The sequence below is a fragment of the Paenibacillus riograndensis SBR5 genome, from assembly GCF_000981585.1.
Classification (GTDB): domain Bacteria; phylum Bacillota; class Bacilli; order Paenibacillales; family Paenibacillaceae; genus Paenibacillus_AQ; species Paenibacillus_AQ riograndensis.
Genome location: NZ_LN831776.1, coordinates 1,087,682 through 1,104,225, shown reverse-complemented (window position 1 = coordinate 1,104,225; position 16,544 = coordinate 1,087,682). Strand labels below are relative to the sequence as shown.

The following is a 16,544-nucleotide window of genomic DNA, read 5'->3' as shown; positions in this document are numbered from 1 at the left end:
GGATTAGTACTCATGCTGCTTTCCCTCCTTGCTTGCCGAGCTTGACGCGGGGATCTACTATCGCATACAAAATATCTGCGAGCAAATTGCCCAGCACAACCATAACCGCCGTTACGATAGTTATAGCCATGAGCACTGAATATTCGCGCTCACTTGCCATTTGCACGAACCAGCGTCCCATGCCCGGCCAGTTGAACACACTCTCCGTCAAGGCGGCCCCTGCCACCAATATAGGAAGATCCAGGCCCAGAATGGTGATGATTGGAATAAGCGCATTGCGCAGCGCATGATGGAAGACGACTTTCCGTTCTTTGACACCCTTGGCGCGTGCAGTACGGATATAATCCTGGTCCAGCACTTCAAGCATGCTTGCCCGCGCATACTTCATATAGGAAGCAAGAAATCCTAGTGACAGCACCGTTACCGGCAGCACAAGGTGCATGAGCAAGTCCCCGATATCCCCTTCTTTTCCTCTTGTATGCATATCGGATAGAGGAAACCAGTTCAGCTTCAGGGAAAACCACTGCTGCAGCAGTATCCCGAACCAGAACGTTGGCATCGCAAAGCCGAGATAAGAGATGAAGGAGGCCGACTGGTCGGACAACCCATATACTTTGGTGCTGTTATAGATCCCCCAGGGAATCGCAATGATTAGGGATAACAGCCAGGCTGCCCCCATGAGAATGAAGGTATTGCCGATACGGGGCCATAGCAGATCTGCAACCGGCAGGTGATTTTTAAAAGTATAACCCAGGTCTCCCTGCAGCAAGCCGCTAATCCAGCGCACATACTGCACAGGAACAGGCTGGTCCAGGCCGAGATTATGCGCTTGCTGCTTGAAGACTTCCGGTGAAAGTCCCGGAGACAGCATCATCTGGGTCGGCCCTCCGGGAGCCGCATGAATTAGAAGAAAGGTAAGTATCGTAATCAAAAAGATCACCAGCACCGATTGCAGTACGCGACGAATCAGATATTCTGTCATCAAATGTCCTCCTAGAGATGGTAAGGCATAGGATCACGGACCTCTTCAAGACAAAAGGAGAAGAGGAAAGAGAATTCTCTTTCCTCCCCCGCGATGCTATTTCCTGTATCTGTTCATTTAGTCGGTTACCCACCATTTGATCGCATGGAAGTACTGTCCATAACCCAGTGAAGGTTCAGGAGCGTCTTCCTCTGCCCAGTGGACTCTAGGCCCCGTACCAATGGCTTGCCCATATTGATACAGGAACACGTAAGGCAGGTCGGTAGAGATTTCTTTACCTACTTCTTTATAAATTTCTTTGCGCTTGGCCTGGTCAACCGTAGAATATCCATCTACCCACAGCTGATCCAGCTTCTCATTCTTATACCAGCCGCTGTTCTGTCCGGCAGGCGGGAAATACTTGGAGGAGAAGACACTTTCTGAATCCGGGTCAGGAGTGTTCAGAGACCATGCTAACAGCAGGGCTTGGAATTTGCCCGGTGTTACGTTCTGGTCAATCCAGGCCGCAAAGTCAATGGCCTTCGGTGTAACTTCAATGCCGACTTCCTTCAGGTTCTGCTGAATGACTGCAGCAACCTGCTCACGGCGGCTGTTGCCCGCATTATATTGCAGTTCGAAGGAGAAACGGTGTCCATCTTTGGTCAGGATGCCATCCTTGCCGGCAACCCATCCGTCTTCCGCCAGCAGCTTCTTGGCCGTTTCTGCATTGTAATCATAGTTAACGGCTGCATCGCCCGGATCAGCCCAAGTGTCCGGCAGGAACGGTGCATTCATCAGCGCGCCGACACCCTTCAGAATGTTGTCGACCATCCCCTGACGGTTCAGTGCATGTGCAATGGCCTGTCTGGTCTTCTGTCCGGCGAATAATCCATATTTGTCCTTAAAGTTCTTGGAATCGAAGTTGAACATTACATATTCATACTGTGCGCCCGGCTTTTGGATGATATGAATGTCTTTGTTGGCGCTGACGGCTTCAACCTGCGTGACCGGAATGGCACTGATCTGGTCCGTGTCACCCTTTAGAAGGGCTTGAACCTCGGTATTCTGGTCAGCATAGATTTTATAAACCAGCTGTGCGATGTGAGGTTTAACTTCGCCCCAATAGTTGGGATCAGCATCAAGGGTGTGGCTGTCTCCCTGTTTCCATGAAGTCCATTTCCAGGGTCCGTTTGTAACGGTTTTAGCCGGGTCAGTACCATAGGGATTGGTTTGCATTTCTTTCGGCTTGACATCCTTCAGAACATGGGCTGGTACAATAGCCTGAACCAAGGAGTACAAGAATGGCGCATACACTTGCTTCATTGTGAACTTCACTGTCTTATCATCAACTTTCTCAACGGTCTTTACCTTGTCGAATAGACTTGTAAGCGGCGATCCGGTTTCCGGATTCTTCGCCATATCAACCGTAAATACCACATCGTCTGCAGTGACCGGCTGGCCATCGCTCCATTTGATGCCGTCCTTCAACTTCACAGTATAAGTCAATCCATCCGCAGAGATTTCCGGCACATCCGCTGCCAGAGACCAAGGCTCTGCCTTTACATTTCCTTCGCGGTCCAAATTATAAAGTTTGGAAAATACGAATTCCGCTATATCACCGGAAGAAGTGTCGTTAATCATAAGAGGATTAATATTGACGATATCGGAAAATGAGCTCATAACCAGCGTGCCGCCATCCACCGGGGTGCCTGCAGCCGGTTCGGAAGCTGCGGGAGCTTCACTTGCGGCAGGGGCAGAACTCTCTGCCGTAGCATTAGGTGAATTAGTTGCGGTGTTATTTGTACTGCAACCTGTGAATAGAACCCCTACTAGAGATAAAACCAGTAATCCAGACCACCATTTTCTCTTTTTTGCCATTCGATGTACTCCTCCTTAGTTAGGTTCGTTCTCTCCATCGGCCTTCAAGGTATGTAACAATACCTCACAGGAAACTTCCTTACTATGAAGTCGTCAATCCTGAAATAGACCAGGGGTCAATTAGCAGCAGTGACCACTTCTGTCTGGGAAGCTAAGCTATCCCGTATAAATTATGGTTTATATTACATGTTAAATTTTCTTACGTCAATATCTTTTTTAACCGTTTTTTACCTTGTCTTATTTCTATTTAATGTAGTATAATTCCTTTTCATCCCAATGTATTTCCTGACTAAATCATTAATACCATTAAAAGTTAAAACAAAGAGAGTTTAGATAACAGCCGTTTGATTTAACTATGTTAATTACATGTGATATTTTTATGGATATATATTTATATATTCATATCACACACAAAAAAGAAGCGAACAGCCGCAAGGGTATCTCCCTTCTCCGCTGTTCGCTTTATCCCCTTTTATTTGCTCACACAATTCCTGCCCTTTTTCTTCGCGCGGTATAAAGCAGTGTCTGCCGATTTCATCACGGTTTCCGTGGTTTTGTATTTCTCATTCTTTTGAGAGACCCCGATGCTTACGGTTATGTATATTTGCTTGGAGGTCCTGGCACTGAAAGACCTTTTTGGAGACCTGGTTTTGGATCTGCCCTTGGCGCGTATGGTGAAGGCCTGTTTGGATATTCTCTCCCGCAGCTCTTCGAGATGGGGAAGCACATCACTTATGGTTTTACCCGGAAAAAGAATAGTAAATTCCTCCCCGCCATAGCGGAAGGCTCTCCCTCCGCCCGTAACCTCCTTTATGTTGGAAGCCACCAGTCTCAGTACTTCATCACCCGTGTCATGTCCATAGGTATCATTGAACTTTTTGAAAAAATCAATGTCCAGCATGGCGATTGCATAGTTAAAGCCCAGCTTCATCATGTCCTGCTTCAGCGCCCGCCGTGAAGGCAGACCCGTCAGCTCATCGGAAAAAGCCATCGAGTACGAATCCTGAATGATCGAAATAATGAAAACAATCCCTGAGGCAGCAAATATTATCGAATACAGCAGCGGGTTATTGTTCTGGTGCAGCACGAAAAATATGGCTAATAAGACACTTATGAATGAAACCTCCTGCGAAGAGGACCGGTATACGATTGCCCTGACTAGCAGGATGGCAAAGGCAATCACAAACGCAATCACAGACAGCTGCGCTATGGGAGTTACGGCGTGGAAATTTACAGGCACCACCTCTTTATTCAACAGATGCAGCCATTCTCTTTCTCCCGACTCCATCTGCCAGAACAGAAACAGGCATTGCCCCAGGATCAGAGCCATTCGCAGACTCCCCCATAAGCTGATGATGCCCCTCTCCTTAAAAAAGGAAAACAGTGCAATGTTCAGCGGAATCACCATACAAATAATGGAATAAATATCTCCGCTCCGCAGGGCTGTACCTGAAATCTCCGGCAAATAGGCCATGGACGCGATACAAAGCGCAAGAATCAGCAGAATGTAAAATTCCCGGCTCCGGTTAAATTTCCAGGATAATACGGCCCCGACAAAAAAAATCGCATACGGGGAAAAACCTATAGCCTCTACCTGCGGATTGGACATTTTATTAATTTTTGTGTACAAAAAGTAGGCTGCCGCCATCACTATAAATGGCAGAGTTCTGGATAAGGCTGCTTTGATCGTAGTCTTCAAGCTCAATAATTCCTTTCATGGAGTTTTCTCAAGGCTCCATATTAATATCGGTTATATTGAGCTGTTAAATAAAGTGAACCAGGCACTCAGGATTTATTAATAAATTACAGAGCATCGGCTTGACCAGCGCATGGCATACCCTGTTAACGCTGCTGGCCTTTGCCAATCCCGAACACATAATATCCGGCAATGACCACTAGAATAAAGACTGCGCCGACAATCAGGGAAGTGCGGGTATCCGGATTAAACCACATGCCGACCAGCACCAGCGACAGAAAGATTACCATGATATAGTTGCTGACCGGAAAGAACAGTGACTTGAACGGATGCGCGCCCATTTCGCTTCGCCATTTCGCCCGGAACCGGAACTGGCTGACCGCGAGTGCAAACCACGGCACCATTCCCGGAAGAATACTGGCACTGTATATGTACAGAAACAGCTTGGAGTCAGGCATCAGATAGTTGAACAGCACACCCAGCAGCAGCAGGGCGATTGTCGTGATAATACTGTTCCTCGGTACACCGGTCTTCGAGACCTTGCCAAAAAATTTCGGGGCCTGTCCGTTTTTCGCCAGCGTATACAGCATTCTTCCCGCACTGTAAATTCCGCTGTTGCAGCCGGACATGGCGGCCGTCAGCACCACAAAATTGATAATGCCCGCCGCAGCCACAATCCCCACCTTGGCAAAGGTCAAAACGAACGGACTGCCAATCTCCCCCACCTGATCCCAAGGATAGATCGTGACAATCACAAAAACCGCGCCCACGTAAAAAATCAGAATGCGCCAGATGATGTTTTTGATCGCTTTTTGCAGCGTATATTTCGGATTCTCGGCTTCTCCGGCCGTAATCCCCACCAGTTCAATCCCTTGATAGGCGGCCGTGACGATACAAAGCGCAAACAGAAAGCCCTTCAAGCCCCCGGCAAAAAAACCACCGTGGCTGTATAGGTTGGAAAGGCCTATGGGATGCCCTCCATTACCCAGACCAAAAAAGATCATCCCCGTGCCCAGCACGAGCATTACCGCAATGGCCACCACCTTGATCATGGCGAACCAGAATTCAAATTCTCCATAGAACTTCACCGCCGCCAGATTAGCCGCAGCGATAATCCCTACACCTGCCAATGCCGGCAGCCATTGCGGTATTCCCGGAAACCAGTAGCCCACATAGATCCCGATTGCCGTAACTTCCGCCATCCCTACCGTAACCCACAGGAACCAGTAGCTCCAGGCGGTCATAAAACCCGCAAGCGGATGAATATACTTGTGAGCAAACGTAGCGAAAGAGCCGGTCACCGGTTCCAGCACCAGCATCTCCCCCATAATGCGCATAACAAAAAACATGATGATTCCCGCCAGCAGATAAGCCAGCAGCACTGAAGGCCCTGCCCATTTGATCGTGCTGGCCGATCCCATAAAGAGGCCCACCCCAATGGTCCCCCCGAGTGCAATCAGTTCAATATGCCTTGTCTTAAGACCCCTGTTTAATTGCTTAGCTTCCAACAAGAACGCTCCCCTTCACATGTCTGGTTGATCTCGCATTAACTATCATACTGTGTAAGTAATTCCTCTGCTGTGATATTCATTAACGCGCTGAAGGATTACCCTGTAGAATTGTACGGGAATCCATGCGGAAAGACAATAGATCAGACATCAGAGCGGTCAGCCATTTAATAGCAAAAAAAAGAATGCGACAGCCGCATTCTTAGAACGATAGGATTGTTGACGGATTTCAAGACAAATCGCTGCCCTCATGCGCCCGCTTCAGAGCGGCAATGTCCAGCTTGCCCATCTGCAGCATCGCCTGCATGACTCTTTGTGCTTTGACGGGATCGGGATCGTTCAGCAGCTCTCCCAGTACAGTCGGGAAAATCTGCCACGATAAGCCGTATCTGTCTTTCAGCCATCCGCACGGACCTTCCGTGCCGCCTGCGGACAGCTTTTCCCACAGCTCGTCGACTTCCTCCTGCCCTTCGCAGTTCACCAACAGGGAAATCGCTTCCGTAAACTTGAATTCCGGGCCGCCGTTCAGCGCGGTGTATACTTGTCCGTCCAGTTCAAACGTCACTGTCAGCACCGTTCCGGCAGGACGCCTGCCGCCTTCACCATAATATGCGGTATTTGTGATCCGGGAATTTTTGAAAATCGAGGTGTAATATTTCGCTGCTTCTTCCGCTTCCGTATCGAACCATAGATTCGTAACAATTTTCGGCATAACAGATCCCTCCCGAATATTCTTTTGCAGCTGGAATGCTCCACTGCCAGACGTTCCTCTTCATTATAGACCAAATAGCTGGCTTAATTTCTTATGGATTGCTAAAAAAAGGGACCGGAAATATATAACTTTCTGATCTATATAAGTTGAACTTTAGTTTTACATTGTGGGGTATGGTCGTAACTACGGGGAATGTTTGGACTTCCAGCCGCTGTTGTCCCCAGATTTCTTGATTGAACCGCCTTTCGCGGTTGAAATCCGGTGACAAAGGCGGTCGCATTCGCTCTTCCAGTTCCAAACTTCCCCTCCGCACTTCTACCCTTTTTATGTATTTTTCAAGTTCAACTTATATAGCACAAAAGCCCGGGCGCAGGCCCGGGCTTTATGGTTTAATCTTATCTGATCAGTTCTGGTCCATCCATTGAAAATGGAAGCTCCCCGGCTGGTCCAGCCGCTCAAAGGTATGCGCTCCAAAATAATCTCTTTGCGCCTGCAGCAGGTTGGCGGGAAGGCGTTCGGAACGGTAGCTGTCATAATAGGCCAGGCCGGAGGCAAACGCCGGAACCGGGATTCCTCTTTTGACGGCAAGCGCCACCACATCCCGCCAGGCTTCCTGGTAGTTGTGCACCACGCTGCTGAAGTATTCGTCCAGGAACAGGTTCTTGAGTTCAGGGTCGCGGTCATAGGCGTCCTTGATGTTTTGCAGGAAGCCTGCGCGGATAATGCAGCCCCCGCGGAAAATCATCGCAATGCTGCCATAGTTGAGGTTCCAGTTATATTCGTCCGAAGCCACTCTCATTTGGGCAAAGCCCTGGGCGTAGGAGGCGATTTTGCTGGCATACAGCGCTTTGCGGACCGCTTCGATGAACTCCTTGGCATCGCCGTCATACCCCTTGACCGCAGGACCCTTCAGGCGTTTGCTTGCAGCCACACGTTCTTCCTTCATCGCTGAGATGAACCGGGCAAAGACGGATTCGGTAATGATGGACAGCGGAACACCCAGGTCGAGGGCATTTTGGCTCGTCCATTTGCCTGTTCCCTTTTGTCCGGCGGAATCCAGGATTACATCAACCATCGGTTTGCCGGTATCCGGGTCAGCCTTGGCGAAAATATCAGCCGTGATTTCAATCAGATAGCTGCTCAGCTCCCCGCGGTTCCATTCCGAGAAAATCTCATGCAATTCAGCGGTATCCAGGCCGAGTACATCCTTCAGCAGTTGATACGCTTCGCCGATGAGCTGCATGTCGCCGTATTCAATGCCGTTATGCACCATTTTGACATAGTGCCCGGCACCATCTTCGCCGATGTAGGTCGAACAAGGGTCCCCGTCCACTTTGGCCGAAATTGCCGTCAGGATCGGTTCTACCAGCTCGTAGGCATCCTTTTGCCCGCCCGGCATGATGGCTGGTCCTTTCAGCGCCCCTTCTTCACCGCCGGATACCCCGGCCCCGATGAAGCGGAAGCCTTGAGCCTGAAGCTCCTTATTCCGTCTTTGCGTATCCGGGAAAAAGGCGTTGCCGCCGTCAATCAGGATATCCCCTGGCGACAGATGCGGCACCAGTTGCTGAATCGTATCATCTGTCGGCTTGCCGGCCTTGACCATAATCATGATTTTGCGCGGCGTCTCCAGGGACTGGACAAACTCTTCGATGCTGTAGGCACCTGTGAAGTTTTTGCCTGCTGCTTCCGCAAGCAGTTCATCCGTCTTCTCCCGGGAACGGTTGTAGAGGGCCACCGAAAACCCTTTGCTCTCCATATTCAAGGCCAGATTCTTACCCATAACGGCTAAGCCGACCACACCAATCTGCTGTTTCCCCATCGTCCATGACCTCCTATGATATGTGCTGTATTAAACCTGCGGCGCTTTTTTCCAGTCGGCAGCGAATTTCTCCAGCCCCTGATCGGTCAGCGGATGCTTGGAGATTTGCTCGATCACGCTGAACGGAATGGTGGCAATATGCGCACCAGCCATGGCTACGCGGGTTACGTGGTCCGGATGGCGGACCGAAGCTGCGATAATCTGCGCGTCCAGGTTATGAATACGGAACAGCTCGGCAACTTTTACGATCAATTGGACTCCATCCTCGGAGATATCATCTAGACGGCCCAGGAACGGCGATACATAGGTAGCTCCTGCACGGGCAGCGAGCAGCGCCTGGTTCACAGTGAAGATCAGCGTCACGTTGGTTTTTACACCTTTTTGAGTGAGGTAACGGCAGGCTTCCAGACCTGCGAGCGTCATCGGGAGCTTGATCGTGATGTTTTTGTCATAGTTGTTGATCTTGATCAGTTCATTCGCCTGTGCGATCATCTCTTCAGCGGTAACCGCATCCGGCGTCACTTCGGCAGACACAGACTCCACCTCAGGCACGGTGCGCAGAATTTCTGCAATGCGGTCTTCGAATTTCACGCCTTCTTTGGCAACCAGTGATGGATTCGTTGTGACTCCGGACAAAACACCGATTTGGTATGCTTTTTTGATGTCTTCCACATTAGCGGTATCGATAAAAAATTTCATATTCTTAAACCTCCATTTTTAATTGAACTAATTGTAGTATTAAAAATTTGAAGCAACAGGCAGCGCAAGCTCGCCTTCTTCTTCCACAGCAGAATCAAGCCACCAGTGATGCCCGTTCTCTGCAAGCAGCTGGTCTGATTCGGCAGGTCCAAACGTCCCGGCTGCATAATGATAGAGAGGAACGCTATTCTTGGCAAAAGCATTCAGGATCGGCTGCACCCATTTCCAGGACAGCTCTACCTCATTCCAATGCGCAAAGAACGACGGATCTCCGTGCAGCGCATCATAAATCAGATTCTCATAAGCCTCCGGCACTTCAATAGAACTGGTGTGAAAGTCAATGTGCATCGCTTTGAACTTCCCTTTGTGCTGAGGATCTCTGGCCTTGAGCTGCAGGGTAATTCCCTCGTTCGGACTGATCTCGAACACCAGCAGATTAGGGATATCATCCTCGGCAGCTGACGAGTTCTGCTTCAGCGGCTCTTTGAACTCAATGACAATACGCGTCGATTTCTCTTTCATTCTCTTCCCGGTCCGGATATAGAAAGGCACACCCTTCCAGAAGGGATCGTCAATCTGCAATCTGGCGGCAATAAAGGTATCGTTCTGCGAATCGGCCGGAATTCCCGGTTCAGAGGTGTAGCCCAGGACTGGCTTACCTTGGATTGTGCCTGCGGTATACTGCCCGCGGATTACATTGAACTGGACATCGGCTTCTTCCAGCGGCTCCAGGGACTCCATCACTTCTTTCTTTTTGAAGCGCACTTCGTCTGCTGTGCTGTCTTTCGGCAGGCGGATCGCCAGCATCATCAGCAGCTGCAGCATATGATTCTGGAACATGTCTCTCAGCGCACCCACATGATCGTAATAGCCCGCTCTTTCTTCCACGCCCACCGTTTCGCCTGCGGTAATCTGCACATTGGCAATGTAGCGGTTGTTCCAGAGGGCATGAAGCACCGGATTCGTCTGCTGGAACACATCCAGCTCCTGCACCATCGGTTTGCCCAGGTAATGGTCGATCCGGAAAATTTCATCCTCGGTAAAAGCCTCGCTCAGCTTCAGATTCAGCTCCTGGGCCGATTGCAGATCATGGCCGAAGGGCTTTTCAATCACCAGGCGTTTCCATCCTTTGGCGGCACCCAGACCGCTCTCCTTGATATTCAAAGCAATCGGTTCAAAAAACTCAGGACCGACGGATAAATAGAACATCCGGTTCGGGGAACCGCCCATATCCGCTTCCAGCTGTTCAACCCGCTGCAGCAGCTTAAGATAATCTTCGGTGTGCCCCACATCCAGCACATTATATCGGAAGGCCTTCAGGAAGCCGCGCACGGACGCAGAATCATTCACTTCCCGCCGGGAAAAGTCCCGGATCGACCGCTCCACCATAGCCTGAAAGGCTTCATCAGCCACTTCTCTTCTGCCAAGACCAATCACAGAGAATGAATGGTGCAGCTTGTGGTCGAGATATAAATTATACAGCGCAGGATAGATCTTTCTTCGGGCCAAGTCTCCTGTCGCTCCAAACAAAACAAATGTAGTTGCCTCCATCTCCATTCTCCTTCTGCTCTGGTTTATCTTTCCTGAGTACACTATAATACAAATACGAACCATGCAAGTAATTAATATATTTCACAGGAGCTATAGACCATGTCTATGAACAACTTTGAGCTGTATAAGGTTTTTTACTGGGCAGCAAAGACCGGAAGCCTGACCCAGGCCGCCAAATCCCTCTACATTACCCAGCCCAGCGTCAGCCATGCGATCAAGCAACTGGAAGACAGCTTTGGCCTGACCCTGTTTACCCGGAATTCCAAAGGCGTGGTACTGACACCGGAGGGCGCCACCTTGTACTCCTATATTGAGCAATCGCACATTCTCATCACCCAGGCCGAGAAGAAGATGGCCGAGCTCAAAAACCTCGACAACGGCGAGCTGCGGATTGGCGGCAGTGATTCCCTGTTCAAGCATTATCTGCTGCCCTTCATCGAAGTCTTTCACCAGCGCTACCCCGGCATCCGGCTGCATCTGATCCACGGGACTACACCCGAAGTCATCTCTTATTTAAAAGAAGGCCTAGTTGACCTGGGCGTTGTACGCATGCCGATCACCGATCCCCAGCTTGAAGTGCGGCAGGGGCTTCAGCTCCAGGACTGCTTCATTGCGGGCAGCCACTATGCCGGGCTGAATCAGAAGGTGCTCTCTATTGAAGAGCTGCTTCAATATCCCATCATCCTCTTCTCCCGCAGCAGCCGTGCACGGATGGCCATTACAGACTTGTTCCGGGGTTACGGCTACGAGCTGAAGCCGGAATTTGAGGTAGGCAGCGTGGGCCTGCTGATCGAATTTGCCCGCAAAGGACTCGGCATCTCCTTCGTCACGCGGGAATTCGTGTCCAAGGAGCTGGAAGAGGGCTCCCTCTTCGAAATTCAGCTCGACGTACAGCTCCCCCCTGCCCAGGTGGGCATGATGACCATGCGCAACATGCCGCTGACGACTGCGGCCAGCAAGTTTATTGAGCTTACGAAGTAGAGTGGGCCGGGGGAGGCCGGGGAAAACAACGGTAAACTGCCAGGGGGCGGCCTAACAACGGCAGTTTTGCCGTTGTTTCTGGTCAAACTGCCTCGCAGTGCTCCAACAACGGCATTTTTACCGTTGTTTCCAGGCAATCTGCCCGGGCGCCGAAATCAGAGGTACTTTTTACCTATCATTCCGCCATATTGCCCGCGTACGCTGAAATCAGAGGTACTTTTACCTCTCATTCCGCCATGTAGCCCGCGTATACGCTGGCGGCTCAACAACGGCATTTCTGCCGTTGTTGAAGCAATCTACCCGGTCAAAGGTAGCTTCCCATTGCCGCAGGTAAGACTTTTTTAAGCCGCCGACCTCAAAGCGGCCATGCTCCGGGAGCCGTGTTGGCCGCACGGCTTCTTGGTATTTGTACTCTTTTCCACCCACACTGTCTGACTACCTGAATCTAGACGCTGCACCCCTCTATTCAAAATGCAGATACCAGTACACCGCAACCTCTCCGCTGACTGCCGGGATTCCTTTATACACATATTGATCAAACCCGCCAATTACAAACCCGCAGCTCTCATAGAACCTGCATGCCCGCACATTGATGCTCTGCGTTTCCAGCATAACTCCAGGCAATCCCCGCTCCAACGCCCAGCACTTGGCCTGTTCCATCAGTTGTCTGCCGATCCCATGCCTTCTGAATGGCTTGTCCACCTGGATCATGTCAATAAGGGCATAGCGGTTCCAATTCTTTTTCAATACTATTCGCCCCACCGCCTGTTGTTCCGCAAAAGCCAAATAAACCACTTGATCGGGGTTATTGATGTACTCAGAATCGTCTATTTCGTCTGCCTGCTCAGGGGTTTCTTCCAAGTATCTTTTCTCATAGATTGGAATGTCTTCCACGGTATATGTGAACTGACTCGCTATAAATGAAAGGACAAGAGCCGAATCTACGATAAAGGAATCGTCCATGTCCGTCCAGCAGCCCTGATCCTCAGCCGTCATTTCCCGGATGGAGATATCCAGAAACTCCGAGGAGTCTGCATCAAGTGGTCTTCGCGTTTCTTCCCGATCCATTTTTGAACCCTCCCTTAATTTTTTACAACCCTTTTTCTTGCTCCCCGTGCTTGACAAAGCAGGTCTACTCCAATAAGCTCCTAATCAAAGGTCTATTACAATAAACTTGGAACTTGAGGTGAAATGAATGGAGCCGTATAAACTGTTTGATGCGGAATATAAATTTGTATCGCTCATTTGGGAGAACGAACCGATTAATTCAACCGGGCTGGTGAAGCTGTGTCACAGCAAGTTGGGCTGGAAAAAATCCACGACCTACACCGTGCTCAGAAAGCTATGTGAACGGGGGATTCTGCAAAATGAAAATGCCGTGGTGTCTGCCCTGATTAAACGCGAGGAGGCTCAGAGGTATGAGAGTGAAGCCCTGCTCGACAAAGCCTTTGACGGTTCATTGCCGAAATTTCTAACTGCCTTTCTGGGTAACCGCCAGATCTCCCCCAAAGAAGCAGAACAGCTCAAACGCATTATTGAGGAGGCAACAAAATGACCGCGTGGTTCATCGCCATTCTGAATATGAGTATTACCGCAAGTTATGCCGCCATTGCCGTGATCATCGTCCGCCTGCTTTTCCGCAAAGCGCCCAAGGTCTTCGCTTATACATTATGGGTGGCAGTACTCGTCCGGCTGGTACTTCCTTTTAGTTTTAGTTCCGGCTTCAGCTTTCTGAGCTTTTTGGCACCTAGTGTTCCAGCGGGGAGCGGAGCAATGGAATATATCCCAACTCAAATCGGCTTAATGAATAACCCTGCGGTCAACATCGGGACGGACGTCATCAATCAAGCGGTCAAAGCTTCTCTGCCCTCTGCCACTCCTGCCGCAAGCGTGAATCCCATGCAATTCATTATGGAGCTTGCCGCCATGGTCTGGCTGGTTGGCATCGTTCTGCTGCTCAGCTACAGCGTGATCGCCTATCTCAAAATCATACATAAGCTGAGAACTGCAACGCTGGTGGAGGGAAATGTTTTTGAATCGGACCGAATCACTACACCTTTTGTATATGGCTTCATTCGGCCCAGAATCGTGATTCCTGTTGGCATCAAGGAGAACGGGCTCACTTATATCCTGGAGCATGAACGGACACATATCCGAAGACGGGACTATCTGATTAAGCCGTTGGCATTCCTGGTGCTTGTCATACACTGGTTCAATCCGCTGATGTGGATTTCTTTTACACTGATGAGCAAGGATATGGAGATGTCCTGCGACGAAAGCGTGCTCCGCAAACTGGGCAATGGCGCGAAGGCCGGTTATTCACACTCGCTGCTGGCTTTTTCCGTAAAAAGAGGCCCTATGCTGTCCGGCAGTCCGCTTGCCTTTGGCCAAAGCAGCATCCATGCCAGAATTAAACATGTGCTGAACTATAAACAGCCGAAGGTTGGAGCGGTCGCTGCAGCCAGCATCGTATCGCTAATCTTCATGGTGGGATTAATGGCTAATCCGGCCGGCAAAGCGGAGGGGTCAGCGGATCAGATCAACAAGCTTGCTACCGTCTGGGCGGATGCCCTTGTCTCCCGTGACGGTCACCCCCGCTATGCGATGATGTCGGCAGCTATGAAGGAACAATTCAAGCAGGAGCAAATCGCCAGAAGCGGTGAGAACTGGAACTACAACATCGGTGTATCCAGCCCCTGGGTGGCCGATTACGAAATCCGCATTGAGGGCAAAACGGCGCGCATCACTTACCTCACCCAAACCAGCGAACCGGCATTTTACCAATCAGAAGAGAGCCTTACTTTCGCGGTTGAAGACGGGGAACTCGTGGTTGCGGAGTATCATAGTGTTGTTCAATCTCTTTAATTAATCCAGTTCATTCATCTTCACTCATAACATCACTACCTTTTATCAAAAGCTCTATAGCGCTCCCTTTGATTAAGTATTTCCTCTTCATTAAATCCGAGCAGCTCCAGGAAAAGTTGATGCTGTAAGGGTGAATGCTTTTCAAATTCGGAATGCCATTCATCTGACGTTTTCCTGCTTATCCCTGCCGAATTCAATATTGCAAGCCATGTACACTCATCAAGGTTCTTTAAATTTTTATATAGCATACTATTTTCTAATAATTTGATAATCACAGCCTGTTGTTTTTTTACTGCTTCTATTTCTTTGTTCAGTTCTCCCATTCTCTTCAAAAGCAATGCGGTGACCTCCAAGTTTTCTGCATGTAATAGATTTGCAATCTCACCCAATGACACGCCCGCTTTTCTGAAAAGTAAGATTTTGCGTAATCGTTCCACATCTGCATCACTATACAGCCGATACCCCGCCTCATTCCTTGCCGATGGTTTAAGCAGGTTTATGGAGTCATAATATAACAAAGTACTCCTGGATACCCCAAATCTGGCAGCTATTTTACTCACAGATACTACCATACACACCTCATCATTTCTGGATTGAAGTCATTCCTCTTATGAAGAAGCTTCAATACTTTTTCTGTTAAGTTTGAACAAAGCTAGACCCAGAACTATAACTATCGATCCACAGAACATCAACAGCAGACCATATTTGAACCATTCCAACATTATTCCGAATAGGAGCATTGCAACCGGATAAGTAAAATTGCCTACAGCGCCTATTATGCCGAAGACCCTTCCTGACATTTCATTCTCAACCATTTGCTGTAGAATAGCGCGATAGCAAGTGCTAATCACAACAACCGCAGAGCTCATTGCAAAAAATATGAAAAAATACGGTAAAACCTCATCTACACCCGAGTTACTAAGAATGCCGAATACCATATAGACCAGACCGATAAAACCAATGCCTCCGTACATGTATTTTTTTTCCTGACCGTTTATACTCGTCAAGCTTAGAATAAAACCTGTTACTATAACTCCCGTCCCATAAAAGGATTCAATAATCCCAAGATTTTGCGCACCGTTTCCTTTTAAAGTCAGGGCAAATACGGGCATGATTACTTGAACAGAACCCACGAAAAAGTGCAAAATAGCAACGACTGTCACGATTAAGATTATACTCCTGTTTTTGAAAATATATTTATAACCCTCTTGAATATTTTCCCTGATTTTTTTCTTTGAAGGCTCCGTATATGTAACTGGTTTGATAACAAGTGAGGCTGCAAGGAAAGCTGCTACAAAAAAAGAGAATGCATTAAATGAAAAGATAAAACCATACCCCAACCATGCTGCACAAATACCGCCCAACAACGGCCCTACGACAAGCGAAACGCCACTAACAAACTGACTTCTCGCATTGGCACTGATCAGTTCGCCTTTCTCTACAATTTGCGGTATGACCGCTTGAACAGTAGGATCGAAGAATGCAGAACAGATCGATAGTATTACTTGTGCAGTAATGATTATCGGCATATTCAATGCACCTGCATAATATGAAATAGCCACTATGGAGACAACCAGCCCCCTGATAATATCAATGTTGACCATTAGCTTTTTTCTGTTAAAGAAGTCAATAATACCTCCGGAAAATAAACCTGTTATAATGGCCGGGGCCATGGAAAAAAATAATACAAGTCCTGTCAGCGATGGTGAGCCCGTAGTCTGGAGAACCCAGTAGGCAAGCGCAAGTGCATAGAATTTATCTCCAATCTGCGATATGAGCTGGCCGCTTAATAAAAGGGACAGATTTGGGTTGATTTTGATTTTCTTCATATTGGCCTCCTGATGATCTGGCTTTTCATCTGTAACGCTAAACTA

At 49.0% G+C, this 16,544-nt stretch carries 15 protein-coding genes; 3 read left to right on the top strand and 12 right to left on the bottom strand.

Annotated elements, in window-relative coordinates:
• Positions 1-10: 10 nt before the first annotated feature.
• The 8 genes from PRIO_RS04790 to zwf form a co-directional block, all read right to left on the bottom strand.
• Positions 11-982 (bottom strand): ABC transporter permease, encoded by a 972-nt coding sequence (locus PRIO_RS04790; RefSeq protein WP_020428793.1) that lies wholly within the window; start codon positions 980-982, stop codon positions 11-13.
• A 117-nt stretch (positions 983-1,099) separates the two neighbouring features.
• Positions 1,100-2,839 carry a peptide-binding protein gene (locus PRIO_RS04785; RefSeq protein ID WP_046501293.1) on the bottom strand — a complete coding sequence of 580 codons (1,740 nt, stop codon included), beginning with the start codon at positions 2,837-2,839 and terminating at the stop codon, positions 1,100-1,102.
• Between the two features lie 472 nt (positions 2,840-3,311).
• Positions 3,312-4,538 (bottom strand): GGDEF domain-containing protein, encoded by a 1,227-nt coding sequence (locus PRIO_RS04780; protein WP_020428799.1) that lies wholly within the window; start codon positions 4,536-4,538, stop codon positions 3,312-3,314.
• A 143-nt stretch (positions 4,539-4,681) separates the two neighbouring features.
• Positions 4,682-6,043, bottom strand: a complete 1,362-nt coding sequence (locus PRIO_RS04775) for an amino acid permease (protein ID WP_020428801.1) — start codon at positions 6,041-6,043, stop codon at positions 4,682-4,684.
• 229 nt (positions 6,044-6,272) lie between these two features.
• Positions 6,273-6,755, bottom strand: a complete 483-nt coding sequence (locus tag PRIO_RS04770) for a VOC family protein (protein WP_020428803.1) — start codon at positions 6,753-6,755, stop codon at positions 6,273-6,275.
• 403 nt (positions 6,756-7,158) lie between these two features.
• A complete protein-coding gene (gndA, locus tag PRIO_RS04765; RefSeq protein ID WP_020428804.1) occupies positions 7,159-8,574 on the bottom strand; it encodes an NADP-dependent phosphogluconate dehydrogenase in 1,416 nt (471 codons plus the stop codon).
• 30 nt (positions 8,575-8,604) lie between these two features.
• Complete coding sequence (fsa, locus tag PRIO_RS04760) at positions 8,605-9,273, bottom strand: fructose-6-phosphate aldolase (protein ID WP_020428805.1); 669 nt, start codon at positions 9,271-9,273, stop codon at positions 8,605-8,607.
• Positions 9,274-9,312: 39 nt separating this feature from the next.
• Entirely contained in the window at positions 9,313-10,824 is a 1,512-nt protein-coding gene (gene zwf / locus PRIO_RS04755; RefSeq protein WP_020428806.1) for a glucose-6-phosphate dehydrogenase, read from the bottom strand.
• A gap of 99 nt (positions 10,825-10,923) precedes the next feature.
• Between zwf and PRIO_RS04750 the strand changes: the two genes are divergently transcribed.
• Positions 10,924-11,805, top strand: a complete 882-nt coding sequence (locus PRIO_RS04750) for a LysR family transcriptional regulator (RefSeq protein WP_020428808.1) — start codon at positions 10,924-10,926, stop codon at positions 11,803-11,805.
• A 219-nt stretch (positions 11,806-12,024) separates the two neighbouring features.
• Here PRIO_RS04750 and PRIO_RS04745 read toward each other — a convergent pair whose 3' ends face one another.
• Together PRIO_RS04745 and PRIO_RS04740 are read right to left on the bottom strand one after the other, a co-directional pair.
• Entirely contained in the window at positions 12,025-12,231 is a 207-nt protein-coding gene (locus PRIO_RS04745; protein WP_046501286.1) for a hypothetical protein, read from the bottom strand.
• Positions 12,232-12,267: 36 nt separating this feature from the next.
• A complete protein-coding gene (locus PRIO_RS04740; RefSeq protein ID WP_039788533.1) occupies positions 12,268-12,822 on the bottom strand; it encodes a GNAT family N-acetyltransferase in 555 nt (184 codons plus the stop codon).
• A 178-nt stretch (positions 12,823-13,000) separates the two neighbouring features.
• On the opposite strand from PRIO_RS04740, the gene PRIO_RS04735 reads away from it, so the two are divergent.
• Together PRIO_RS04735 and PRIO_RS04730 are read left to right on the top strand one after the other, a co-directional pair.
• Positions 13,001-13,360: a BlaI/MecI/CopY family transcriptional regulator gene (locus PRIO_RS04735; RefSeq protein WP_020428810.1), complete on the top strand. Its 360-nt coding sequence runs from the start codon at positions 13,001-13,003 to the stop codon at positions 13,358-13,360.
• The gene (locus tag PRIO_RS04730; RefSeq protein WP_020428812.1) at positions 13,357-14,670 is read left to right on the top strand and encodes a M56 family metallopeptidase; all 1,314 of its coding nucleotides are present in this window, start codon (positions 13,357-13,359) and stop codon (positions 14,668-14,670) included. The genes PRIO_RS04735 and PRIO_RS04730 overlap by 4 nt, the downstream gene beginning before the upstream one ends.
• Positions 14,671-14,705: 35 nt before the next feature.
• On the opposite strand, the gene PRIO_RS04725 is transcribed toward PRIO_RS04730, so the two are convergent.
• Positions 14,706-15,230 (bottom strand): MerR family transcriptional regulator, encoded by a 525-nt coding sequence (locus PRIO_RS04725; protein WP_167345582.1) that lies wholly within the window; start codon positions 15,228-15,230, stop codon positions 14,706-14,708.
• Between the two features lie 48 nt (positions 15,231-15,278).
• Positions 15,279-16,499, bottom strand: a complete 1,221-nt coding sequence (locus tag PRIO_RS04720) for an MFS transporter (RefSeq protein ID WP_046501281.1) — start codon at positions 16,497-16,499, stop codon at positions 15,279-15,281.
• Positions 16,500-16,544 lie beyond the last annotated feature (45 nt).